This window comes from Acinetobacter sp. WCHA39, assembly GCF_002165385.1.
Lineage (GTDB): Bacteria > Pseudomonadota > Gammaproteobacteria > Pseudomonadales > Moraxellaceae > Acinetobacter.
Window position 1 is genome coordinate 31863 of record NZ_NHRP01000012.1, and the last position, 24768, is coordinate 56630.

The 24768-nt window shown below is 37.8% G+C and carries 17 protein-coding genes, 1 tRNA gene and 2 pseudogenes; 5 read left to right on the forward strand and 15 right to left on the reverse strand.

Annotated elements, in window-relative coordinates; translation table 11 throughout:
- From CDG56_RS07895 to CDG56_RS07910, 4 genes are all read right to left on the reverse strand, one after another.
- Positions 1-102, reverse strand: a 102-nt coding sequence (locus CDG56_RS07895; RefSeq protein WP_143225703.1) for a cold-shock protein, incomplete at its 3' end; no start/stop codon positions are given.
- A 491-nt stretch (positions 103-593) separates the two neighbouring features.
- Positions 594-803: a cold-shock protein gene (locus CDG56_RS07900; RefSeq protein ID WP_004661816.1), complete on the reverse strand. Its 210-nt coding sequence runs from the start codon at positions 801-803 to the stop codon at positions 594-596.
- 107 nt (positions 804-910) lie between these two features.
- Entirely contained in the window at positions 911-1144 is a 234-nt protein-coding gene (locus CDG56_RS07905) for a transposase (RefSeq protein WP_087547515.1), read from the reverse strand.
- A gap of 188 nt (positions 1145-1332) precedes the next feature.
- Positions 1333-1409: transfer RNA gene (locus tag CDG56_RS07910), tRNA-Met, on the reverse strand.
- Between the two features lie 320 nt (positions 1410-1729).
- Here CDG56_RS07910 and ruvC point away from each other — a divergent pair.
- Positions 1730-2275, forward strand: coding sequence for a crossover junction endodeoxyribonuclease RuvC (ruvC, locus tag CDG56_RS07915; protein WP_005159580.1), 546 nt, complete (start codon positions 1730-1732; stop codon positions 2273-2275).
- Here ruvC and CDG56_RS07920 read toward each other — a convergent pair.
- Positions 2272-3765 carry an NAD(P)H-hydrate dehydratase gene (locus CDG56_RS07920; RefSeq protein WP_087547516.1) on the reverse strand — a complete coding sequence of 498 codons (1494 nt, stop codon included), beginning with the start codon at positions 3763-3765 and terminating at the stop codon, positions 2272-2274. The genes ruvC and CDG56_RS07920 overlap by 4 nt on opposite strands.
- Before the next feature lie 21 nt (positions 3766-3786).
- Here CDG56_RS07920 and queG point away from each other — a divergent pair, with 21 nt between their 5' ends.
- Together queG and bioB are read left to right on the forward strand one after the other, a co-directional pair.
- Positions 3787-4902, forward strand: coding sequence for a tRNA epoxyqueuosine(34) reductase QueG (gene queG, locus CDG56_RS07925; protein ID WP_087547517.1), 1116 nt, complete (start codon positions 3787-3789; stop codon positions 4900-4902).
- Positions 4903-4989: 87 nt separating this feature from the next.
- Positions 4990-5979, forward strand: a complete 990-nt coding sequence (bioB, locus tag CDG56_RS07930) for a biotin synthase BioB (RefSeq protein WP_087547518.1) — start codon at positions 4990-4992, stop codon at positions 5977-5979.
- Positions 5980-6022: 43 nt separating this feature from the next.
- Here bioB and CDG56_RS07935 read toward each other — a convergent pair whose 3' ends face one another.
- Both CDG56_RS07935 and CDG56_RS07940 read right to left on the reverse strand, forming a co-directional pair.
- A complete protein-coding gene (locus tag CDG56_RS07935) occupies positions 6023-6235 on the reverse strand; it encodes a hypothetical protein (protein ID WP_087547519.1) in 213 nt (70 codons plus the stop codon).
- A gap of 51 nt (positions 6236-6286) precedes the next feature.
- A pseudogene (locus CDG56_RS07940) lies at positions 6287-6932 on the reverse strand (IS5 family transposase).
- A gap of 439 nt (positions 6933-7371) precedes the next feature.
- Here CDG56_RS07940 and CDG56_RS07945 point away from each other — a divergent pair.
- Entirely contained in the window at positions 7372-8526 is a 1155-nt protein-coding gene (locus CDG56_RS07945; protein WP_087547520.1) for a catalase family protein, read from the forward strand.
- 19 nt (positions 8527-8545) lie between these two features.
- On the opposite strand, the pseudogene CDG56_RS07950 reads toward CDG56_RS07945, so the two are convergent.
- The 5 genes and pseudogenes from CDG56_RS07950 to CDG56_RS07970 all read right to left on the reverse strand — a co-directional run.
- Positions 8546-9001, reverse strand: a pseudogene (locus CDG56_RS07950) (DDE-type integrase/transposase/recombinase); the annotation flags it as partial.
- Positions 9002-9064: 63 nt separating this feature from the next.
- A complete protein-coding gene (locus tag CDG56_RS07955) occupies positions 9065-9940 on the reverse strand; it encodes a class I SAM-dependent methyltransferase (RefSeq protein WP_087547521.1) in 876 nt (291 codons plus the stop codon).
- 87 nt (positions 9941-10027) lie between these two features.
- Positions 10028-11554, reverse strand: a complete 1527-nt coding sequence (locus CDG56_RS07960; protein ID WP_087547522.1) for a flavin-containing monooxygenase — start codon at positions 11552-11554, stop codon at positions 10028-10030.
- Between the two features lie 83 nt (positions 11555-11637).
- Positions 11638-12465, reverse strand: coding sequence for an SDR family NAD(P)-dependent oxidoreductase (locus CDG56_RS07965; protein WP_087547523.1), 828 nt, complete (start codon positions 12463-12465; stop codon positions 11638-11640).
- A gap of 62 nt (positions 12466-12527) precedes the next feature.
- Positions 12528-13487 (reverse strand): metal-dependent hydrolase, encoded by a 960-nt coding sequence (locus tag CDG56_RS07970; RefSeq protein ID WP_087547524.1) that lies wholly within the window; start codon positions 13485-13487, stop codon positions 12528-12530.
- Between the two features lie 486 nt (positions 13488-13973).
- Here CDG56_RS07970 and CDG56_RS07975 point away from each other — a divergent pair, with 486 nt between their 5' ends.
- The gene (locus tag CDG56_RS07975; RefSeq protein ID WP_087545191.1) at positions 13974-14591 is read left to right on the forward strand and encodes a TetR/AcrR family transcriptional regulator; all 618 of its coding nucleotides are present in this window, start codon (positions 13974-13976) and stop codon (positions 14589-14591) included.
- Positions 14592-14645: 54 nt separating this feature from the next.
- On the opposite strand, the gene CDG56_RS07980 is transcribed toward CDG56_RS07975, so the two are convergent.
- The 3 genes from CDG56_RS07980 to CDG56_RS07990 all read right to left on the reverse strand — a co-directional run bounded on the left by CDG56_RS07980 (position 14646) and on the right by CDG56_RS07990 (position 24751).
- On the reverse strand, positions 14646-15764 hold the full coding sequence (locus CDG56_RS07980; RefSeq protein ID WP_227519052.1) for an OmpA family protein: 1119 nt from the start codon (positions 15762-15764) through the stop codon (positions 14646-14648).
- Between the two features lie 68 nt (positions 15765-15832).
- A complete protein-coding gene (locus tag CDG56_RS07985; RefSeq protein WP_087547526.1) occupies positions 15833-21925 on the reverse strand; it encodes an SdrD B-like domain-containing protein in 6093 nt (2030 codons plus the stop codon).
- Positions 21926-22054: 129 nt separating this feature from the next.
- On the reverse strand, positions 22055-24751 hold the full coding sequence (locus CDG56_RS07990; protein WP_087547527.1) for a beta strand repeat-containing protein: 2697 nt from the start codon (positions 24749-24751) through the stop codon (positions 22055-22057).
- Positions 24752-24768: the final 17 nt, after the last annotated feature.

A 24768-nucleotide genomic window follows, 5' to 3' on the forward strand; every position in this document is an offset into this window, starting at 1 on the left:
GCTGAAGTGAGCAAAAACATCTTGACCAGAATCAGCTTGAATGAAACCAAAACCTTTAGTTTCGTTAAACCACTTAACAGTACCAGTAACTGTATCAGACATACTTTTAAACCTTTTAAAATTTGTTCATTTATAAATTAAATCAAAATTTTCATTCTGACTTAACTTAATCTATCTTTATTTGACAGATACTGCAAGCATAGCAAATTTTAAGTCATACGAGATAGTGCATCTATGAAAGTATTGAAAGTTTTATCTCTTGAATGAAAGAGGTTGAGCTTTAATAAACCAAATCATGTAAAATAACGTTCTTTGCTAAATCAAAAAATTAGCTTTGATAGTGTAGTTACACAACTTATAAAACTTAAGATTTACTGAAAAGAGATCCTAAAAAATATTTTATCTTTCCCATTTAAGATTTTCTTATATACAAATTTACTGATTGCTTTCTTATACAAAATTCGGCTTTTAGTCAGAAGATCAACCTCTATAAAGCTTAGAATCTCATGCAAAGCACAACTAGAAATCAAAAGATAGTTTTTGGATATAACAAAAAGCCCACATAAAGTGAGCTTTTTTTTCAAGCAATCTTATTAGATAACTTTAATTGTAGTTGCTTGTGGTCCTTTTTTACCTTGACCAAGTACAAACGAAACGCGTTGGCCTTCGTTTAATACTTTGAATCCATTGCTTTGGATTTCACTGAAGTGAGCAAAAACATCTTGACCAGAATCAGCTTGAATGAAACCAAAACCTTTAGTTTCGTTAAACCACTTAACAGTACCAGTAACTGTATCAGACATACTTTTAAACCTTTAAACTTTGTTCATTTATGAATTAAATCAAATTATGAATATTGATTTAACCCAACCTATCTTTAACCAATAGATGCTTCAAGTGCTTAAATTATCTATATTAATCGATAAAGCTGATTAACATCGGTATAGAAGCTTTTCCCATCTAGATTAAAATTGACTTCTCGACCCGACGCTAGCTGGATTTTCTTTCCAACCTCTACCCATTTGAAACCATCCAACGTATTTTGTTGACGTTTCATCGGGATAATTTGCACACAAATTTCATTGCCATTGCTGGCTTTGGCTACACGCCATTCATTAATAATTTTCAAAACAAAATCACTCATTTCTGAGCTCAAGTGATCGATTTGGATTTACTATAACGCTAGATATATGGAGAGAGGTAAACTACAATTCTAGAATCTAATAATTTTTAGCTTTCTTTAGGGTTATTTCAGCTAACTTAATTGCCGTCTAATCTTTCAGATAACAACAACTCAATAATCACAGAGCTAATATTCAATTAACTTTAAAGTGGTAGCGGGAGCTGGATTTGAACCAACGACCTTCGGGTTATGAGCCCGACGAGCTACCAGACTGCTCCATCCCGCATCAACATCTTGATCAACATGTTTAATCAATGAGATGCTTTATACGCCCATATCCCCCACAATGCAATTTTTTTTTTGAAAAATCACATAATTTACTGCCTAACGCTCAAATTAAATACAAATTGATTAAAAACAAATCAAAATAAGCCTTATTAGTTGATCTGTTCAAAAGAGATCGAATTTCGGAATATGTACTCAATAAAACCGACTCTGTTTAATAAATCCACTATTTTCTTATAATTCAAAATCCTACAAAAATATTATGTATCGAGAAGCCTGCTATGTAACAATATCAACAATCTTTCATTTTTATAGTTCGACATGTCATTAATTATTGGTATTGATCCTGGTTCACGCTTAACAGGTTATGGAATTATCGAAAAAGATGGCAATAAACTACGTTTTGTCGATGCAGGAACCATTCGTACTGAAACGCAAGCAATGCCTGAACGACTAAAACGTATTTTTGCAGGTGTTGAACGTATTGTTAAATTTCACGGGCCTACGGAGGCTGCCGTTGAACAAGTTTTCATGGCGCAGAACCCTGATTCTGCGTTAAAACTTGGACAAGCCCGTGGTGCGGCAATTGCGGCGTTAGTCAATTTAGACCTACAAGTCGCGGAATATACTGCTCGTCAAATCAAACAGTCAGTGGTGGGTTACGGCGCTGCTGAAAAAGAGCAAGTACAAATGATGGTAATGCGTTTATTGAACCTAAGCATTCAACCACAGGCTGATGCAGCCGATGCGTTAGCTGCTGCAATCTGTCATGCCCATGCTTCGGGAAGTATGAGCAAAATGGCAGTGTTAAATGCGCTCGGTGGTATGGCTCGTGGACGGAGTCGTTCAAGTAGTAGAAGGCGTTAGTTTTCTTGATTTACCACTGTGTAAATCATTTTGCCCATTTCGTGTGCTTGTAAACCTCTCATACCATTTTCAGCAAGTAAATCCCCAGCCTGTGCATGCAAACTCACAATTTCATGCAATGCGACTTGCTCATGAAATTGTGCTTTTAAACTGGCAATCATACCTGCGAGCACATCCCCCATTCCACCTGTACCCATTCCTGCATTGCCTTGGGTACAGATAAATAATTCAGCTTCTAAGACCAAGCTACCTGCCCCTTTAAGCACCCATTGTCCTGCATATTTTTGCTCTAGCTGATAAATTGCTGCAATACGATCTTGCTCAATGTCCGCAGCCGTACCACCCAATAAAGTTGCTGCTTCACCTGAGTGCGGCGTTGCGTAGAGATGAGGATTCAATTTTTTCGGATGCTTTGCTAAAAACCAAAGCCCATCTGCATCCAATACCACTTCTAAATGCGACTTTTGGTTGAGTAAATCGAACCATTGCTGATAAATCTGCTCTGCCCATTGATCCCTCCCTAAGCCCATCCCGAAACAGACGGCATCAATTTGAGTTAATAGATGTTGGATCGATTCTTGATCTAAAGCATTAATATCTCGCACCATAATATTCGGTGAACGCGCCAGAATAGCTTGATGATGTTTGGCATGACAGACCACACTGACTTTCCCTGCTCCAGCATGAAACGCTGCTTCAGCAGACATAATCACGGCTCCGCCCATATCCACATGACCACCAACGACAAGTACATGCCCATAACTTCCTTTATGTCCAAAAGCTTGGCGTTTTGGTAATACAATTTTTTCAGGTGATAGATATGCAAGTGGTTTTAATTCTGCATCAATTGGGATCAAGCTGACTAAATGTAGGTTTCCCACATATTCCTTGCCTTGACCTGTAAACAAACCTGCTTTATAACCTAAAATTGTAAAGGTTTGATCTGCCTGAATTGCACAGGGTAAAGCCTGACCTGTATTGGCATGTAGCCCACTCGGAATATCGATAGCAATCTTTAAACCAATCTGTGAGTTAAATAACTGGATGATCGACTGCCATTTTTGATCTAGCATTCGATTGAGACCTATGCCAAACAGAGCATCAATATGACAATCAAAAGTTGGAATTTCTTGGTGATTCGCATTTTCCGACAATAAATAATCGATACTTTGAATATCAACTCGATTTAACAGTGCATATTGTACAGCTTGTTTTAAATCTAAAGATTCACCGAGTTCAACTGCATAAACCGTGATGTGAAATCCATGTTGCTTTAGAAAAGCAGCGATATAGTAACCGTCACCTGCGTTATTACCTTGTCCACACCAAATCGCGATCTTTTGAATTTTATTTTTATTAAATGGTTCAATTAACTGCTGTGAGATTGTCCAAGCTGCTTGTTGCATCAGTCCTAAAGATGAATTTTGCTGTGCAAACCAACGCTGCTCCCATGCTTGAATGCTTTGGCTATGGTAAACTGAACGTTGCATGTTATCCCCTATTATTGGTTTATGGCTTCTACCACATCATCCGAGAAACTGTCTCAAAAAATCAGGCTACAACAGCTTGATCCTCAAGAGCTTAAAGACTGGATCAAAGCACAGGCTTTGGCTTTGGGTTTTTCTGATTGTGTCATTGCCAAACCTGATGCTCAAGATCAAATGCCACGTTTTAAAGAATATTTAAAACGGGGTTACCATGCAGATATGCACTATTTGGAAGAGAATTTAGAAAAACGTGCTGATCCAACATTGCTTGTACCTGGAACTAAAAGCATTATTTGTGTGCGAATGAATTATCTTGTGGCATCACCTAAGCCCCGTTATGTACCATTTGAACCAAATTCAGCCATTATTGCACGCTACGCGCGTGGGCGTGATTATCATAAAATCATGCGTGGTCGACTTAAAACATTGGCCAGTCGTATTAAAGAAAAAGTGGGCGATTTCGAATCACGTCCATTTGCTGATTCAGCACCAATTTTTGAAAAATCGCTTGCTGAAAGTGCAGGTATGGGTTGGACAGGGAAACATACTTTACTCATTCATAAAAAATCAGGTTCTTTCTTCGTTTTAGGTGAACTATTTACTTCGCTTGACCTCCCTTTTGATCAACCCGCAACAGCCCATTGTGGCTCATGTACTGCTTGCATCGACATTTGCCCAACACAAGCCATTGTTGAACCTTATATGTTGGATGCAAGGAAATGTATTGCTTACTTAACTATCGAATATAAAGGAATTATTTCTGAAGAATTACGTTCAGGTATAGGTAATCGTATTTTTGGCTGTGATGATTGTCAGCTGATTTGCCCGTGGAATGGCTTTGCTAAAACTGCATCCATTCCAGACTTTGACCCAAGACATAGTTTAGATGACATTAGCTTGTTAGAGATCTGGCAGTGGAATGAAGCCACTTTTCTTGCAAAAACAGAAGGTAGTCCAATTCGGCGCACAGGCTATCAATCCTTTAAACGGAATATTGCAATCGGCTTGGGAAATGCTCCATACTCGGCTGAAATCGTGAGCCAATTGCAAGAAGCAAAAGCTCTACACGATGAGATTGTCAATGTACATATTGAGTGGGCAATTCAACAACAATTGCAGCAAATAAACGTACCTGAATAGAAAAATGATGTTTTTTGCCCTTTGGCTTTGGCACGATTTCTGTATGATTAATCTCAATGTTTGTAATCAATCATCATGGATATAACAATGACTTTACGTAATGACTGGACTCGTGATGAAATCCAAGCTTTATATGATCAACCTTTTCTAGACTTAGTATTCAAAGCACAAAGTGTTCATCGTGAGCATTTTCAGCCAAATACCATTCAAGTCAGCACACTGCTTTCAATCAAAACAGGTAAATGCCCAGAAGATTGTAAGTATTGCTCGCAATCTGCACATTACGACTCAAAACTAGAAGCAGAAAAGCGTATTGCAGTAGATAAAGTCATTCGTGAAGCTCAAACAGCAAAAGATTCTGGTTCTTCACGTTTCTGTATGGGCGCTGCTTGGCGCAATCCACACGAACGAGATATGCCCTATGTGTTAGAAATGGTTCGAGAAGTAAAAGCACTCGGTTTAGAAACTTGTATGACTTTGGGGATGTTGAATCAGTCACAAGCTGAACGCTTAAAAGATGCAGGTTTAGATTATTACAACCATAACCTTGATACCTCTCGTGAATACTATTCACATATTATTAGTACGCGTACCTTTGATGATCGTTTAGATACATTAGATCATGTACGTCAAGCGGGTATGAAAGTCTGTAGTGGTGGTATCGTTGGCTTAGGTGAAAGTCGTAATGACCGTATTGGTTTATTACAAGAACTTGCAACTATGCCTGTACATCCTGAATCAGTGCCAATCAATATGCTTGTACCGATCGAAGGTACACCGCTTGCTGAAGTTGAAAAGTTAGATGTGACCGAATGGATTCGTACTATTGCTGTTGCTCGCATTATTATGCCGCACAGTTACATTCGTTTATCTGCTGGCCGTGAGTCACTCAGCGACTCTGATCAGGCATTGGCATTTATGGCTGGGGCAAATTCACTGTTCTCTGGTGATAAGCTTCTGACCACACCAAATGCTGGTGAAGGCAAAGATCAGGTCTTGTTTGCCAAACTGGGTTTAAGCGCAGAAAAGCCAAAACCAACTGTTGCAGAACTTTCAATTGATGCAATGAGTGCATAAACAAAAAAGCCTTGTTATTTGACAAGGCTTTTTTTCGATCATATTAAATTGATGTCACTAAAATGCCGTATTTGGCATTTAAAAACATTCCTACACGAATAATATCCACACCTGCTGCATGTGTGACTGACAACTCTTGAGTATGTACATCAAAATGGAAAGAATCAAAAATATCCTGATGCTGCATCAACCATAGAATGGTATCAGTCGTACTTTCATCTACCTTATAAGTTTCTGACTTAAAATCTTTACCCATACTATTCAAATATCTTTGCTTGATCTATTTATCATAAACAATCAATAGCTTTTATGCAGCTTGTAAAAAAACACTTAACCAAAGGACATTAATAGCAGAACTTTGATAATCTCTTTTGAGCTTGTCATATCGAGTAGCTATTCCTCTAAATTGCTTTAATCTACAAAACATATTTTCAACTAAGTGGTTCTGAATCATAGCCTTTATCTGCGCATACTACTTTTGTCTCTTTTAAATCTAATGTTGATATTAAATCAGGTGCAACTTTAACATCATGTGTGGTTCCATCGGTAATCATGAAATCAATAGGATTGCCATGTGCATCAACAATCAAATGTATTTTTGAGGAGTTTCCTCCTACACTTTTAGAAATAGATTGATTCGCTATGCCGGCAGAATGTTGATGAGCACGTACATGAGAGCCATCAATAAAAATCCACTCCATATCGGGGCATGAGGCTAGTAATTTGAATAATCTAAGTAACTTACCGCTGCTTGACCAACGATTAAAACGTTTGAAAATAGAATTGGAATGACCAAAACAAGAAGGAATATCTTGCCACGGACAGCCTGTTCTAATTCTATAGAGAATAGCTTCAATAAAATTGCGTAAATTTGAGTTGTGGTGAATGGATAAATTACGCAGAATAACTTTCAACTTTTGCCAGTGTTGATCTGTCAGCATGGTACGAGGCATAGCGAATAGTAAAATTGGGTTTGGAGATTTGATTTTACTACTTCGCTATTTTTTAAGCTAAAAGTGTCAATACACCCTAATAAAATTATCAATACTTATGAAAATCGTCGTTACCTCCTATACAAGCAAGAACAAAGGTGGACCGACAACCCTTTTTGGCAAGCACATCAAACCGTAGCAAAACAACTTGATTATGCAGTTATGAACGAAGATTTTATGCGCATATTTTAAAAGTCAGACATAAACATCATCTATAAACACCCACATTTCGATAAAAGTTAAATATAAAATCAATAACTAAGAACAGCTTGTATTCTTACTCAAGTTTTGATGTACTAAAATACAGGATAGCAATAATTCCGATAACAACATCTTTTACCACACAGTGTATCGATCCATCGCACTCAACAATAACTGCGATGGGATAAGGAGCAAGTAAATGTCAAGTTATATGCCATCGATACGTTACGGTTTGTTGTTATTTGCCATGACTCCTATTTTGATAAACATAAGCGGTTGTTCTAACAACCTTCAGCAAAGAAAAACCATAACGAATATGCAACAACTTCCCTATCCAACCATTGATAGAGAGCTCGGCGAAAAATTACAGCCTGATGAAGAAATAATAGCGAATCAAATTACAGAGCAAATTGTTCAATCAATTCGAAGTCAATACTCCTCTGGCAATGCATTGAGAGATGCGCACCCAAAAGCGCATGGCTGCGTACGTGCAGAGTTTCATGTATCAAAATCTATACCCAAAAACTTAGCCCAAGGAATTTTTGTTCCTGATAAGACCTATTCAGCATGGATTCGTTTTTCTAATGCTTCTGGTGATGCCACAAGAGCAGATGGTACAAAGGACGCGCGTGGTATGGCAATAAAATTGTTAGGTGTCCAAGGTAAAAAAATCTTGGAAAATGATGAACAAGCGCTGACTCAAGATTTTATCATGATCAACCACCCTGTATTTTTCGTAGATGAACCTTTACGTTATTTATCTTTTATAGAAGATACAAATAGCAAAAGTACTTTAAAAAAATTGCATATCCCTTTCGCATTAGGTTTTAAAGGAACACTCAACGCATTGGGAGCAAGCAATTCAAAAATATCGAATCCAGTTCAAGCTCGCTATTGGTCAATGGTTCCCTATCAATTAGGATTAGGTGCTGATCGTCAAGCAGTAAAGTATTCAGTAAGACCTTGCTCCCTAAGTGCGGATACTATGCTTAATCAATCAGATCCTAACTTTTTGAGGGCAGCTCTACAAAATACCTTAAATAAGAAAGATGTATGTATGGAATTTCTTATACAACCAAGAACATCAAATAAAATGCTTGTAGAAACTTCGATGAATGAATGGAAAGAAGACAAGGCTCCTTTTTATAAAGTTGCAACCATTCATATTCCTCAACAGGTTTTTAGTACGCCTGATCAGAATAAATTTTGTGAAAACCTTTCATTTACGCCTTGGCATTCTCTACCTGAACATAAACCATTAGGTGCGATAAATAGATTACGTAAAGTAATATACGAAAATATAAGTATCGTCAGACATGAAATGAATTCTGCTCAGAGACAAGAGCCTAAATAGAAATGGGCTTTGTTTGATCCTACACAGTATTGTGGATAGTCGGTGCCCTCAAAACTCTTAAAATGTTTCTGTTCAAAGGCTTCTGGGATTAACCAGCCGTTTGCGGAATGCCTTCTGACGCGATTGTAGTAAACTTCAATATATTCAAACAAGACAGAGTTTGCCTCTTTTTTTGTAGAAAATACACTGTCATGTACCACATGTCCTTTTGATGTATGAAAAAAACTTTCTGTTACTGCGTTACCCCAGCATGAGCAGTATACTGCGCAAGGCTGCGCGACATACTTTCAAGACAGTTATTCGTTAATAATAGTGCTCTAAAATCACGACTGCAGTATTGACTGCCTTGGTCTGAATGGACCATGATATTCGTTGGATATTGAGGTGCAAGCGCATAATTAAATGTGTCAAACACCAATTGACGGTCTATTCGATGGCCAGTTTGCCAACCAACAATTCGACAACTGAATAAATTGGTGGTGTTTCAATAACCTAACTCTGCTTTAGCAAAGATGATAAAGCAGTTTGTGATGCCAACTTATACCTTTAAACGTAAATGCAACATATGTGTCGCTATGGTATGACGAATATGATCTGCCCGATTTTTAAAATATCGTTCGCTTAAACCATATCCCGACAGATCTTCAGCCACTTGATAGCCCATTTGATTTACAGCTTGATGTAAAGCTTTAGGTCTAAATTGTCCTTTTAACGGCTCTTTTAAGAAACGTGTGAATTGAGAAACGAACATACTTCCAAAACGCTCCACCCCGTCCAATTCACGATAATCAATTGAATAATCCATCACCACTTCACTTTTTGCAGCAGCAATACTGCTAATAATTTTTAAAGTATGGAGTGTCGTTTGCGGTTCAAGATAATGGGTTGTACCTAACCATGAGAAAAATGCAGGTTGATTTTGTTGAAAGCCACTTCGAGCTAAAGCATTGGCAATAGACTCTTTTTCAAAATCAATTGGCACAAATTCAACATTGGTCGGGATTTCTCCAAACTCTTTCACCTTTTTTTGTTTTGCTGCCTGAGTATCAGGATGGTCCACTTCAAAAATTTTGAGATCAGGATAGTGTTGAGCTTGGCGTAAAATAAACGAATCCAGCCCAGCCCCAACCAAGACATATTGCTGGATACCGTGTTGAATTGCTTGCTGCAAAGCATCTTCGGCATAACGTGAACGCCCAACCACCTGCCCTGTCAACAATCCCAAGCTTCGGTTAAACGTGGATGAGTTCATTACTTTAACGGTCAGTGGTGTCGTTAGTAATTTTTTCCAGCCCTGACTAGTCAACTCAAATGCAAACGGATCAGAAAATACTGGATTTTCAGCATTCTGAAAGTGATTTGCTCTTAATGCCGCCGCAGCCTCAGCCGTTCGGCTGGATTGTCCTTCTTTCATATTTCTTTCCTAATTTATTTCTATCATGCAAAAAATAAGCAGTAAACTCTATCCTTAGATAAAATTTACTGCCCTTTTAGCACTTATCTAATGATTAGTTTGTTTTTCAGTTTGATAAGTTACTTGATAATCGTTCAAATCCATACGTTTTAAACGCTGTTTTAACTGCTTCAATGACCATGGCCAAGCTGCAAAGTTACGACCATTTGCATCTAAATAATAACTCTTACAGCCACCCGCATTAAATACAGTGGTTTTAAGATGTTTTTGCACCAGCTCATTATGATGCTTGATCACTTCAGGCTTGATGTTCAACTTGGCAATGCCTTGGTCTCTGATTTTCAATAAACCATCAACAATATAATCCAGTTGCGCTTCTGCCAAACCAATGAATGAGTCATAGACCAGTACGTTTGGACCTAATACCAAGAATGCGTTTGGTACATTTTCAATACTTGTACCTAAATATGCTTCTGGAGAACTACTTTTCCATAAATCATTCAAGCATTCACCTTTCTCGTTTGAAACACGCTTACCAATAGGTGGATGTGAAACTTCAAAGCCTGTCCCCCAAATGATCACATCCACTTCATGACGTTCACCATTGGCAGACACCACAGTATTGTCTTCAACCTTGACCAATCCATGTGGAATGAGTTTAGTATTTGGTTGTTGTAAGGCTGGATAATAGTTGTTAGCGAACAATAAACGCTTACAACCAATGGTAAAGTTTGGCGTTACATTTTTGCGTAATTCAGGATCCTCAATCTGGAAACGTAGAATCAGTTTCGCTAACTCACCGACAGGCTTTAATACGGCTGGATTACGCAAACCAAAGTTGATTGCATTCAATGATTGAGCAACCGCTTGACGCCAAGTTTTTTGAATCAATGGAAATTTTTCAATTAATTTTTTGCTGATATCGCCCAAGTCAGTATCAGGCTTTGGTACGACCCACGGCGCAGTACGTTGGAATACATAGAGTTCTTTAGCTTTTGGCTGGATTTGTGGCACAAACTGAATGGCTGATGCGCCAGTTCCAATCACCGCAATACGTTTACCCGTTAGATCATAATCATGATTCCATTCTGCTGAATGGAACATTTCACCCTTAAAGGTTTCCAGACCATCCAGTTTTGGAATTTGTGCCTCAGTAATTGGACCTGTGGCAAAAATCGCAGTACGCGACAAGAATTGCCCTTTATTGGTGTCCATCACCCATAAATTACGTTCATTGTCCCATTTAGCGCCCAACAACTCTGTACCGAATTCAATTTTCGAACTTACATTGAATTTTTCGCTAACTTCTTCTAAATAACTTAAGATCTCAGGCTGACGAGCAAATAAATGACTCCATTTAGCGCTTGGCGCAAATGAGTATGAATATAATGCTGATGGAACATCACAACCACAACCTGGATAGGTGTTTTCACGCCATGTGCCGCCGACACGCGTCGCTTTTTCAATAATCTTATAGTTGGTATAACCCACTTGATCAAGACGGATTGCAGTTGCAATACCTGAAATACCTGCACCTACGATAAATGTATCGTAAATGTGCGGAGGCAATGCTTTTTTGTCAGCAGAATTTAATTTTTTTGCTTGAGCTGTCATTAAAATTTCCTTTCATTTATTGCTCTGAAATAAGCGTATCTTTAATCTTATTTCAGTCATCAAAATCTTTTACCCGATAGGATTCACTTCATTAATCGGTACGATGTGCCCAAAAATTTTGCATATAAATTTGGTGCAGTACGTTTCATCAACCAGAATAATTTGGCATCAATTTGTGGGATGGTATAAAGCTCATTTTTGTCTAAACGATCCAATGTCAACTTTGCGACTTTATCACTGGTCGTAAACGCAAGATTGGTCAAGGCATAATCTAAAAGACCCTTATGTGGTACTTTGCCATTTTTGATGATATTGGTCGGGACCAACGTTGGACAAAGTACATTAACCTTAATGTTCGACTTTTTAAGTTCTGCTGACAGCGTTTCAGATAATGCACGTACACCCGCTTTGGAAACGTTATAAACAGTCATCTCCGGTGCTGCGGTAAAGGATGCTGCTGAAGCAACATTAATGATTGCACCATGACCTAATTGTTTGAATTTCGGTACAAAAGCACGACAACCATAGATCACCCCCCATAGGTTGATATCCATACACCATTTCCAGTCTTCTGATGACATTTCATCAAACTTGCCACCAAGACCAATACCTGCATTATTAATCACCAAAGTAACAGGGCTCCGCATCAATTGTTCAGCTTGCTCAGCCAATTGATTAACCTGCTCTTCTTTCGCAACATCACATTGCACCGCAAAGGCCTGTTCCCCTTGTGCTTCAATCAAAGCCACCGTTTCTTTTGCTGCATCCAGATTGATGTCTGAGCACACCACTGTGCCGCCACGTTTTGCCAGTTCAAGGGCAAAGCTACGCCCAATGCCACTGCCTGCACCTGTCACCACAGCAAAGGCTTGTTGGCTTGGTTTATTTTTTTTCTTACCAAATAGTCTCATCGTAATTCCATAATTAACCAATGTATTGATCAATACAAATTTATTTCCATCTCAAAACTGTTTTAAGCAGCTTGCACTTTTGGCGTAAATTCCTTCACAAAAAATGGATGTAGTGCTCCACCTTCTGATAATAATTTCTTTTCGTAATATGCAAAATAAGCAGACGCATCATGATCATTTGGATGGAAATCTGGACGTAAATAATCAAAGATTCGTCCCTGTGTAGTACCAAACACACCATCTTTTGGACTGAATACCAGTTTCACGCCACGTGCCGCATCTTTCCAGAATTTAGGAGTCGACATTTCATATGGTTTACGCAGTACAGGAACAAACAGCGTTGCGAATGGAATCAGACCTAAAATTGTCCCGTATGCCAAAAAGAAACCTGCAATACGCAAAGCATAATTACCATTTAAAGTCTGATACACATCATAGGCCACATCTTTATGCTCAGACTCTTCCAGCATGTGCCACATCCACAAAGCACGTGTTTTGGCATCATCGGAGAAATAGAAGTTCTGTTCATGGGCCATCATGTATTCCGCCAGCACAGCAGTAAAATGCTCAATTCCAGCCATTAATGAAAGTTTCAATGGTTGTGGAAACTTTAAGAAAATATGATCAAAGAATTTTTCTCCCAGAAAACGATAGAGCTTTACCGGATAATCCAGTTCAACAATCGCATCGTTAAACTCATTGTGAAGTTTTGAGTGAATCGCCTCCTGACCAATCAATGACGTTACTCGCTGTCTTAAAATAGGATCTTTGAGTAAATCACGATGGTGACGTGCAGTTTCAATCACTAAATCTTCACCATAAGTCAGGAATACTGAAAGTGTCGCAAAGAAAAGTGTCGCAAACTGATTATTCATGTAAAACGAAAGATCAACCTGTTTGCCTTCAAACCCAATTGCCAGATGGCGGATTGGAATACTTTTTTTACTTGCAAAATCAATTTGCTCAGTTATCGGGTTAGATTTAAATAAACTTAAACCTTTCTTTAATGTGTTGCTAATCATGGCTACACCTACCTACTTCACTTGAGCGTCACTTGCCCTTTACATTCTTTGAATCAGGTTCATCTCTTTTTGTATAGCTACATATTCTTTGAGTTACGAAAAAACATTCGGGAGATTTTTGTGAACCTAATTTCCTACTAGAAACAATGTAAACCGATCTTATGTTCGGATTCAATTCGGGTAAAACAATCAATTTAATAAGGTAATGATAAACACAAAAAGTTAGATATTTTTATTTAAAATTAAAATATCAAATTGACTAAATTTGAAATAATGCAATATATATCAATTATTTATTTTATTTAAAATACTTTAAGTCATCTATATGTTTCATTGATATAAAAAAAATTATTATTTTTATTATACTGCATAACTTGATATTTAAAAGTATGTAATTTTGTTTGTTCGGATTATGTAGGCTGATCTTTTACTTCCATGTGGAGCATGCTAATCTGACATTATGTTCGGATTTATATAACAATATTTATGGGTACTCGAAAACCACGTCAAACTCGATCAAAAGTAACAGTAGATACGATTATTGAAGCAGGCTTTATCGCTGTTGCAACAAATGGTACGAGTGGAACCACAACACGTCACATCGCAGATATTGCAGGCGTCAGCGTCGGCTCTTTATACGAATATTTTAAAAATAAAGAAGAAATCTACGATGCAATGGCAAAATCATTTGTCAAAGAAGTTCTAGACATGGTTAAAGAACTAACACCTATTATAGTCGAAATGGAGTTAGAACCATTATTTGAAATGATTTTCTATACTTTCCGTGACTTACTTACCCGTGATAATGATCGTTATCTCATCTGTCTACGATATGCAACTGAACTTAAATATGAACGCTATATTGGGCAAATTGAAATGGCATTGATGGAAGTTCTGATGAAATACATGATGCGCCACCCTAAATATTTGAAAGTGAGCAATTTGAGTGTTACGGCCTATATCAGTATCAATAGTAGTATTTTTAATGTGGCACGACATCTCATTTTGCCTAATCCACAAATTAGTTTCGATGAAATGGTCAAAGGCTTAAGCACGATGATTATTAGCTATATTGATGCAGAATTAGCTAAAGCTGAACGTTAAAAAAGAGCTTTAAAGCTCTCTTTTTAACGTACTTTCACTGTTTTCAACAGAGTATTATTTTTCTACTTGGAGATCCTGACGTTGCTTGAAAGTTGATACCTCTTTACCTTCTGGATCAACATAGACTAATTCGACTCTACGACTTAATGCATGACCAAACTTCTGATTTTCATCGTTAATTGTTTGATTTTTACCTTTTGCCTCAACAGCAACTCGATCTAAATGAATCCCTTGTTGTTGAAGATATGCAAGCACACTTTGCGCTCGTCTCATGGAAAGTTTCAAATTATACTGTTCGCTTGCACGAGCATCAGTAAAACCATACAGAGTCAAGGTGTAGGTTGGATTGTCTTTTAAGAACGTTACAACTTGATTTAACACATCAATCGATTCTTTTGACAAATTTGATTGATCTAAAGCAAAGTGAACGACATTTGGTGCATTGGATGGAATTTTAGCTACCAGTGGTTCAGTAACAACTTTCTGTTCAGGCGACCAAATTGGCCACTTGCCTTTCACTCCATGACAACCTTTAGCATCACCATTCAATTCTTGTAAAGATGGATAATTAATTTTAGGTAATTCTAATGTTGTTGCAGACTTGCACGCCGATGCTTTGAGATTTGATTGATCAATTAAACTTTGAGCGGATAGAAACAGTTCTCTTGAGTGTCTCCATCCAAGTTCACAATGCTCTGCTGCTGCCCAAACCAACATCACTTCTGCTTGAGCAATCTCAGCCTGAGCACATGAAAAACCTTCAGTTTGCTTTAATAATTCAGCATTTGCCCAAAGGTCTCTGCGCATGACACTTGAATCAGAAAGAATAGCCGTTGTCAGCGTAAATTTTTCAATTTGTCCTTGTTCTAAAGCATCAATAATATATTTTGCTTGTTGAAGTGCTTCAGTTCTCGCAGAACTTAGACTCTTTTCACTTCCTTCGTGGGCAGCGTAACTTAACCATGTTAAGGCTTTTATCGCTTGATAATATGCAATATTTTCAGATGGTTTTAAATAAGGTATCAGACGTGTTTGTAATGCCGCAACTTGCTTATCTTTAGGATTATAAGGCTTCTGTTGATTGACATCTTGTACCAAAGAACTAGATTGCTCTCCAACAATAATTTGCTCAGATGCAGACTCAGCAAATACAGAAGTGCTTACTGCAAGCAAACTAGCAGAAACCCCTATATAAAAATAAGAACACATTTTATATAAATTATTGTGAAGATATTTCATGTTTATGGTTCTCTCGAAGCATTTATTCCAGCGTTATTACCAGCAAATAGATTCTCATCGAATTTGAATCTAAAACGAACATAAGCGCCCTGAATTGTAGTATCACTATCTACCAGATCATCATCTTTATAACCTGAGAAGTTATAGCCACCTGACAACCATAAATTTGCTGCAACGAGATACCCAACCTCACCACCCACGAGAACTCGACGCCCTGAACTCATATCAGACCATAATACACCTGTGTGTATTCCTGCATCCCATCTTTCATTGATGTCATATATAGCTCTTGCACTGAACATGTGTGTCATACCTGTAGACTCTAAACCAGAGAATGTAGCCTGCACATTTTTCACCGCATATTGACCCGACAAGGTAAAATCACGTGTTGGATGATAATTTAAATGGTTCGAGAAAATATAAACATGTTTAAGATACGGATTGTTTAAATCAGTTTTATTATCATCATAACGATATTCAACTTTAGCTAGTGCATCAAAACGATTGTGTTCTGTATCACGATAAGCCAATCCTAATTGGAAGCGATCCACTAAACGATCACCGCTACTCTCATTTTTGCTATCTGTTAGGCTAACAACATTTTTTGCCAATAATGTCACATCATCCGAATATTTATAAGCAACGCCTAAATTGTTCAATATCGTATCTGATTGATCTGTCCAACGAGCTTCAATGCGAGCAACAGCTTTCCAGTTAGGATTCTTTAAATATTCAATACCTAAAGATGCTGCTGTGCTATCAGAATTTGAGTTATTGGCATTTGATAATGATTTAGTTTGCTCAAAACTCGTATTGGCATAAAAACCTTTTTCAAGTTCCCAACGATTACGTAAACCAATTGCTGCCTCAGCCTCTCTCGCACTAATACCATCCCGAACACGATATTCACTGAAGGCTGTTCCATTATTGTTATATTTACTATCAAGACCGAATACTGTTACATTGCGGCGTTGATTACTATTCAGATCATAAAGACCACCAATGCTTGAAACTAATTCGTGACGACCATAAGCACGGAGTTTGGAATTAATTTGATAATTTGCACCCAACGCGAAAATACGACGACCCGCTTCAGAAATGTCTTGCTCATATTCAGCAAAGACATTCGAACCTTGCCAAGGTAGTTGACTGATTAATTTAGAGCGAACTGTGACACCATGATATGGTGCAACTTGTGTTGTATTCAGTGTTGCTGAATTAGATGACTCATCATAATACTTTAAACCAAGTTCTACAGCCAAAATACGGTTAATTGCCCGTTCAATACTTGCTGATACACCTTGATTTACGCCACTTAACTGATCTTCTGTGCGAATCGCTTCAAGCTTAGCTAAGCCGATTTTATTTAATTGTACACGTCCCTTAATGCCACTCTCTTTACGACCAGCAGTAATAGGTGCCGCTGTATTATAAAATTCTCTATCAGCTTGGTTATGATAAACTTTCATCTCCAAGTCTTTATAAGAATAGTTTAATTCAACTCGTGCAGCATCACCCGATAACTTACCAGTTGCATCTGGTTTCACATTTCCTGACGTCGATGAATTTAAGTCATCAGTAATATTCTCTGAACGAGCAAACTCAGCAATGAATTTACCTTTATCATTCGCAAATTTAACGACAGTATTCACACTTGCTAACTGATCTTGAGTTAGTGGGTTATTACTCTTCACATAAGAACCACCTACTTTAACTTTATCGGTGACTTTTACAGAACCAGACACACCACCAACCGTATATTCTTCACCACCTTGATCAGATTCAACTGTAATTCGTAAATATACTGGGTTTAAGTCAGCATCAACACTTGGAACTGGATCTTTCAAATAAATACTATTACTGAAAGTATCAATCTCATAATCAGTAAAACGAGTCAAACTTGTACGTGCAATAATTAAACCCGAATTATTACGATCACGCGTAATAACTTCTACTTTTTCACTGTTTTCACGCACGTCTTGCGCATTGACACCATTGCCTAAACTATAAGGACCTGAAATACCCATAGCACGTTGTTCATTCACAACTTGCTGTGTATTTGTCTGTGCAGCAAACGCAGTAACTTTATATTTATCAGCTTCTATTGTACTACGAACACCTGTCAATGAACGGTTGTATTGACCTAAAGATAAGCCCTCATCATTTTCAGTACGTGTTACGTAGTCACCATACATTGCATATGAACGTCCTTTATCGACACGAACATACAATTTACTAGTAGATTGAGCATCAAAGCCTTTGGCAGCAGAGTCACCATAAACTGGGTAATATTCATCTGGACGAATATCACGGAATAATCTTTGGTTTTTATCTTTATCTGAATCATATGCAAGTGTAAGCAGGTATTCACCTTTTACCTTACCTTTCAAAAATAATGCAGCACGACCCGTTATATTGCGCTTACCGTCTTTTGAAGCTGAAATCTCATTTAATTCTTCTTCAAAACCATCATTTGAATTAATACCACTCAATTCTTTAGGGTCAAACTTTTTAAAATTAAAAGAACCTTCAACCATACCTACAGCGATAATCGGTCTTAAATCAGGTAAGAAACGAATAGGTGTGCTTGAGTGGAAGATACCACTTTCAACTGATAATGTTCCTTCACCGGCTTCAATTGGCGCTTGAATTGGAACAAGTAAAGTTCCACCTTCAACGAATACTTGAATACCTGACTGTTTTGGATCTAAGTCTACTAAGTCAATCTTACCGATTGAACTATCTAATGTGATAGGTGTACGGTTTGATACAAGCGTACCATGTCGATCGACAATTTTTAAATTAACATTAAAACGATCGCGTCCATTTGCCTGTGGAATCGTTTTACTCGGCTCAAGTTGTAACTTATCTAACTGATCAGGTGCAATAACATTAATACGTTTAATGTCTCGAGTATTGCCCATCATATCTACTTGACGTACTTCTATCGTGTTGTGACCCGTACTTAAATCAACACCAATAAAGTCTAAACCTGCAACCTGCATGTTCGGCAATACAGCACGTTTACCAATGCGTTTCTCAGAAACCTGTGTGCCATTTACCCAGAGCTCAAGCTGAGTGCCTGCTGCGCCTTTAACTTGAATGGAGGTCTGAGGATAAGGCAATACTTGCCCATCTTTAAGATTTAAAATTTCTAGTTGATTATTTACAGCTGTTTCTAAAGCTGCTTCAAGATTAATCATTTTGGCAGAATTAACAGTATCTACAGACTCTTCATTTGGCATAGCAAGAGTTGAAGAACTTGGTAAAGCGCTAGATGCTTGAACACCAGACTTTTCGGGTTCAAATTGTATTTGCTTGATTTCTTTAATTTGTTCTTTTGAAAAATCAAGATTACAATTTGCCTGAACTCCAACGGCTGAAATACAGCCACTCGATGGCTGTCCACGAACATCCGTAACTTTAGAAAAAATTGGATCAATCGTTAAATCAGAACGTAATATTTGCTCTAAATTTGTATTATCTTGTTCAATACGTTTTTTACGCTCTAGCACCCGTTCAATTAAAGATTCTGAACATTGACCAACACCTTCAGCTATCGCGAAATCGGCACGATGCAATTCACCACGTTTTAAATCGACAAAACGGCTATTTGGATCACCTGCTTGGCGATTATTTATTAATACTAATTCAGAACCAATTGGTAAACTTGTACGATCGACTTTTAAAACATGCGTTTTTGCACTAATTCCATAGAAATCATACTTACCTTCGCTATCAGTAATAACATAACTACCATCTTCAAGATAAATACGAACACCAGGAACACCTATTTCACCAGCATCTTGGACGCCATTCCGATTACAGTCGGTGAAGATTTTACCTACGATAAAACCCTCAGACATCATCATACCAGGCGTAACTTCTACTTTTGCTGATGCTTCATTAGACTCAATACCTTTCGCATCTTTGGCACGAACACGGTTAATACCATCACCATTGAGTGCATTTGGTCCAATATAAACGCGATACTGTACTTTAACTTCTTTATTTGGAGTGAGTGTACCTAGTCCAAGTGTTAAATAAGGTCCCTTACCACCTAATGGATCTTCTACCTTTTTACCATCAACACGCATTGAGCCTTGAACATAAATAAAGCCTCGAGGAAGTGTATCTGTAATCGAAACATTCGTTGAATCTGCCGTTCCACGATTTGCAACATTCACCGTATATTCTTCGAATTCACCAATTTCAGCAGTTTTATTTGAAGCAACTTTTTTTACAAATAAAGATGAATTCGTATTATCCACTTCAGGGTCAATTGGAATATCAATATTGAGTGCAGGGTCACCATTATTTAATGTGAACTGTCCTGCATAAGACCACTTTAAATCAACCGCTTTATCTGCTGGGAAACTTGAATATACCTTGCGATCACTAATAAAAGTATAACGTTTGTCACCCGGGATAGTGTTTGTGTCTACAATAAAACTATATGTACCTGCTTTCACCAGTGGATAGATAAATTCACCAGCACTATTGGTCACTTGTTTTGCAGGAATAGAAATCTTATCACCTGTTTGAGGATCAATTTCAAATGCTACATTATCACCAATTGGTTGACCATTTTGATCCAATAAAGTAACTGTAGCACCGGCTACAGGTAAACCCGTTTTAGCATCAAATACTGTACCATACGGATCGATTAACACACTTGTATTAATGTCGGTAATTGTTCCTGTAGATTGGCCTTGCGCATCCAAACAATCCGTTAAACTAATATCAACTTTATCACGTTTAAGTGTCTGCAAAACTGCATCATATCGAATGCCTTTATCTGAAAGAGTTGTTGGTAATGTATAGTGGAATACACCTGTATTTGGTCCAGTTTCAATACCAACAACTTCTTCTAAATCATCTGTTTTTGTAGATTTAATTCTAATTTTCACACGATCTGGAATATAACGATCAGCATTACAACTTGCATTTTTAGCTTCTATATTCAGTGGCTTATTTACACTACCAGTTGCCAAAATATTCTTAAAATCACTTGAATTATTTGTAATATCTGCTGAGCCGCTAACTAAAGTAGATGCAACGTTTGATAACACATCTTTCTGACTATCAGTGACAGCATACGAAACTTTATAAGTATTTTTTACTGTGGTTTTTGCAATATTGCGGTTCATACTAACAACAAGATCAACTTGCTCAGATGTATTTGCAGCAATTTGTGGAAAACCGACAACAAGCTGGTTGATCTGTGTAATGTCACTTGGAGCAATAGTGCTATAACTATTATTGGCAAGCTTGTATAAAATTTTTGCTTGAGTATTTTTTACTAAAGCAGATTTAAATGTTGTATTAGGTGGTAAATCATCAACCAACAAAACCATTTTTTGTGTTTGACCATCCACCATGACATCAGTTGGTCTAGCTGGCTTCTTACCTTCATTGCTAATATTGAGCGTGTAATTTAAGTCATAATTTGCACTTGCAGAAGGCTCAAAAGTTTTTTGTTGTACTTCTTTAGTTGCAACTAATTTTGCACCATAGCTAATTGCACTATCTGTAGCGATTGCAATTGCTGTTGTATCTTCAACAACTGTTGCTTTAATTGGTAAATTAAATTGCTGACCTTCTGTTAAATTTGAACTTGTGGTAGCAACAACCCACAAATTGACACTTTGGCCAATTTGTAAAGCTACATTAGTTGTTAACTGTTGATCATTCGTATCAAATTGACCATCTTTGTTGCTATCTATGTAGATTTTAATATTATTTAATTCATTAATTGTTAATGCTTCTAGCTGAACATTAACAGGTGCATTACTATTATTCGATAAAGTATTGGCCCATATTACTCGCACACTAGGTTCGACATCGAGTACTGGCGGTGTAGTTAAAGTAATAGCGTACAAAGCTGAAACATTAACTTCGACTGTATTAGAAACTGATTGTTGTTCTTTACCATTTGCTACTGTAAAAGTTGCGTAAGCAACGTTTTTGATTTTACTACCTACATCAGGAATATTCGCGGCATGACCATACTGCGCAGACAATATAGATATTGTCAACGTTGATAACATGAAAGACATGTTTCGACTTACACGGATTTGCTTCTGTTGTAGCACAGCGCTCTACCCTTCAACTAAATAGTCTAAATGAAAAACTTTAAAATTATTATTGTGGACACCTGCTTTGCGCAAATGCCCACATATTTAATCAATTCATTTTGAGCAATCGAAATTACTTAATGAATATTAATTATTTACTTTGATTACAAACTCTAATACCGCACTTGTATTAGGTACAAGAGGTGTTTTCTCAGCAGCGATAGTACCTGTTGAACCATCAGTTAATGCAGCAGTTGAAGTACTTAATGTCGCATTTGTAGCTACTGGAGATGCACTTGCAATCACTTTCAACGTTGTATATGCAGGTGTAGCATCGCTAATCACAACATTAGTTACGTCAGCATTACCTTCATTCGTTGCAGTAATTCTATACTTCACACACTCGCCTGGTTTAGCAGAAACTGTATTTTGAGTATAAGTACCCGCAGCACCTGTTAAACAGTTTGCTAAAGATTGCTCTTTCACTAAACGCACTTGACCACTTGTTACAGTCGTTAAGTCAGTGTTCACTAGATCAGCAACAGACTGACCACCAACAACTGTTGGTTTGATCGTCAATACAACTGAACTTGGTGTTCCAGCAGTTGCATTTGTTGGAGCTTGAACTTTGATGAGTAAGTTAACAGATGCACCACGAGCAATACTTCCAGTTTTCACTGCAAGATCACTACCTGTGACTAATTCACCAGAATCAGCTATACCATCGTTATTCGAATCCACATATAAGGTTGTTACCCAACCATTTGCAGCTTGGTCGTTGGTTAATGTGAAAGGTAATGTATTCGCTGCAGCACCTTCAACAATGTTACCGTTGTTGGTTAAGGTATGCTTGTAAACAACCGTACCACCTGGTGCAACTTGACCAGTACGGTCATTTTGCAAGCTAAGGATACGATTAGTTTCGACTGTTACACGATCAGACATTACATCTGTTAAGCCAGTAGCAGGCGAAGCCACTTTAAAGATAACTTCTTGATCACCAGCTGGAGCATTTGCAGGAGGTGTTACAACTGCAACAAGTTGAACACTACCGCCACTTGGTATATTACCCGTATTCGTGATTGGAGCACCTGTTGGATTACCTGCACCGTCAGCTAAGTAATATTGAACTGTCCAACCCGTTGGTAATGTCGGTGATGTAGATAAATTATAGTTATCTCCAGTTGCACCTTTATTATCAATAGTTAATGGGAAGTTAGTTGCTTGACCAGGTTTAGTTGATTTAGTATCAATAAATTGACCTGTATCTTTACCAGATGCACCAGCAATAGCTCCAGTACTATCTGTTAGATCGCCATTGTGCAAATCCACTGTAGACGCAACTACTTGATCAATAACTAATTTAATAGTATCTGTAGCTGACGAATTAGTTACAGGTGCAGATGTTAAAATTGCGTTAATTGGTGTGACAGGCGCTGGTGTAGGTGTAAAATAGCTAGAAGGTAGCGTTACTTTTGAAATAATCTGATAAGTTGCACCACTTGCAATAGGTCCAGTATCAACAACACCATCACCATTCGTATCAGTTAATGGCGTTACACCATCAGCTTTGAATAATTCAACAATGCTACCAGTAGGTAAAGAGTTTTTGTTTACCGTGATGTTGAATGCTTCTGTAACATTACCAGTGTTATGGATTACGATTGGCTCACCACCACCCGCAGTAACACCGAAGGTAACTGGAGTACCTTGAGTTGTTGACTTAGTAATGACATCAGGTGTTGGAGTTGTTGTTGATTGTCCATCAGCAAAAGCATCGGTCGCACTATCGTTAATAGTACCCTTTTTAACACCTAATACAGTTACATCGTTCGGGTTCGAAGGTGTTTTGCCTTCTGTACCTGGACCATCTGGATCAACTTCAGCAATGTTTCTAATGATACCGGCTGGAGTATTTTGAACCACTTGAACTTTAAATTTCAATACACCAGTACTGTTAGCTGCAACAGCAGGAATAACTAATGTCGCTGTTCCTGAAGTGAAGTTATATCCATCAGCATCAGCTGCATCACTTACAGCAGTACCATTTACAGTAGCAGAACCAGTAACATAAGTTAAACCAGCTGGAAGTACGTCTGTAATCGTAACGTTAGTTGCAGTCGTGTTACCCGTATTTTGATAAGCTAAAGTATATTCAACTTCACGTGCTGCAGGGCTTGATGAAGTTGCATCCACATTACTAACACTTGCAGATTTTAATAAACTAATTACAGCGCCATTGGTAATCTTAACTGTATCTACGTTTTTAGCAGTTACACTTGTATCAAAACCACTGATTGCTGAAACCGTTAACTTACCAAGATCACCAGCAGTAACGTTGTTGCTTGCTGTTGTTGCTTGCACGATCAAGTTAACAGATTGGCCTGCTGCTAAAGTTACGCTTGTTACAGGAGTTTGGCTATCTGGAACACCATCTTTGTTGGCATCAAGATAAACGTTTAAACCACTGAAATCGTAATTATCTGTCGTGTTATCACGTGTATCATTATTGACAACAGCTACGTTAAAAGTATCACTACCATTACCCGTATTTGTTAATGTATGAGACAACGAAACCTGACCATTTGCGTTAGCAGTTTTAGTTTGATCTGCAATCAAAGTAAAACTAGCCACTTGTAAAACTGTAGTTGTTACTACATTTGATGTAACGGTTTTACTAGAACCATTGCTGTCCGTATAGCTTGCAGATGCAATGTTACTAATGTTAGTGCCTGCACTAGGAGCTGCTGCGTGCGCTGAAGGAACGAAAGCGGCACCACCTGCGACAAATGCAATAGACGCTGCTAATTGCGTGAGTTTTAAACGTTGAGTTTGATTTGACATTCGGAACTTACCCCTGT

Bases quoted from the DNA above. Each gene is read 5' to 3' on its own strand.
- CDG56_RS07920 (WP_087547516.1), bottom strand. From the start codon at position 3,765: ATGCAACGTTCAGTTTACCATAGCCAAAGCATTCAAGCATGGGAGCAG.
- CDG56_RS07990 (WP_087547527.1), bottom strand. From the start codon at position 24,751: ATGTCAAATCAAACTCAACGTTTAAAACTCACGCAATTAGCAGCGTCT.
- CDG56_RS07970 (WP_087547524.1), bottom strand. From the start codon at position 13,487: ATGATTAGCAACACATTAAAGAAAGGTTTAAGTTTATTTAAATCTAAC.
- CDG56_RS07965 (WP_087547523.1), bottom strand. From the start codon at position 12,465: ATGAGACTATTTGGTAAGAAAAAAAATAAACCAAGCCAACAAGCCTTT.
- queG (WP_087547517.1), top strand. From the start codon at position 3,787: ATGGCTTCTACCACATCATCCGAGAAACTGTCTCAAAAAATCAGGCTA.
- CDG56_RS07945 (WP_087547520.1), top strand. From the start codon at position 7,372: ATGTCAAGTTATATGCCATCGATACGTTACGGTTTGTTGTTATTTGCC.
- CDG56_RS07975 (WP_087545191.1), top strand. From the start codon at position 13,974: ATGGGTACTCGAAAACCACGTCAAACTCGATCAAAAGTAACAGTAGAT.
- CDG56_RS07900 (WP_004661816.1), bottom strand. From the start codon at position 803: ATGTCTGATACAGTTACTGGTACTGTTAAGTGGTTTAACGAAACTAAA.
- CDG56_RS07955 (WP_087547521.1), bottom strand. From the start codon at position 9,940: ATGAAAGAAGGACAATCCAGCCGAACGGCTGAGGCTGCGGCGGCATTA.
- CDG56_RS07960 (WP_087547522.1), bottom strand. From the start codon at position 11,554: ATGACAGCTCAAGCAAAAAAATTAAATTCTGCTGACAAAAAAGCATTG.
- ruvC (WP_005159580.1), top strand. From the start codon at position 1,730: ATGTCATTAATTATTGGTATTGATCCTGGTTCACGCTTAACAGGTTAT.
- bioB (WP_087547518.1), top strand. From the start codon at position 4,990: ATGACTTTACGTAATGACTGGACTCGTGATGAAATCCAAGCTTTATAT.
- CDG56_RS07935 (WP_087547519.1), bottom strand. From the start codon at position 6,235: ATGGGTAAAGATTTTAAGTCAGAAACTTATAAGGTAGATGAAAGTACG.
- CDG56_RS07905 (WP_087547515.1), bottom strand. From the start codon at position 1,144: ATGAGTGATTTTGTTTTGAAAATTATTAATGAATGGCGTGTAGCCAAA.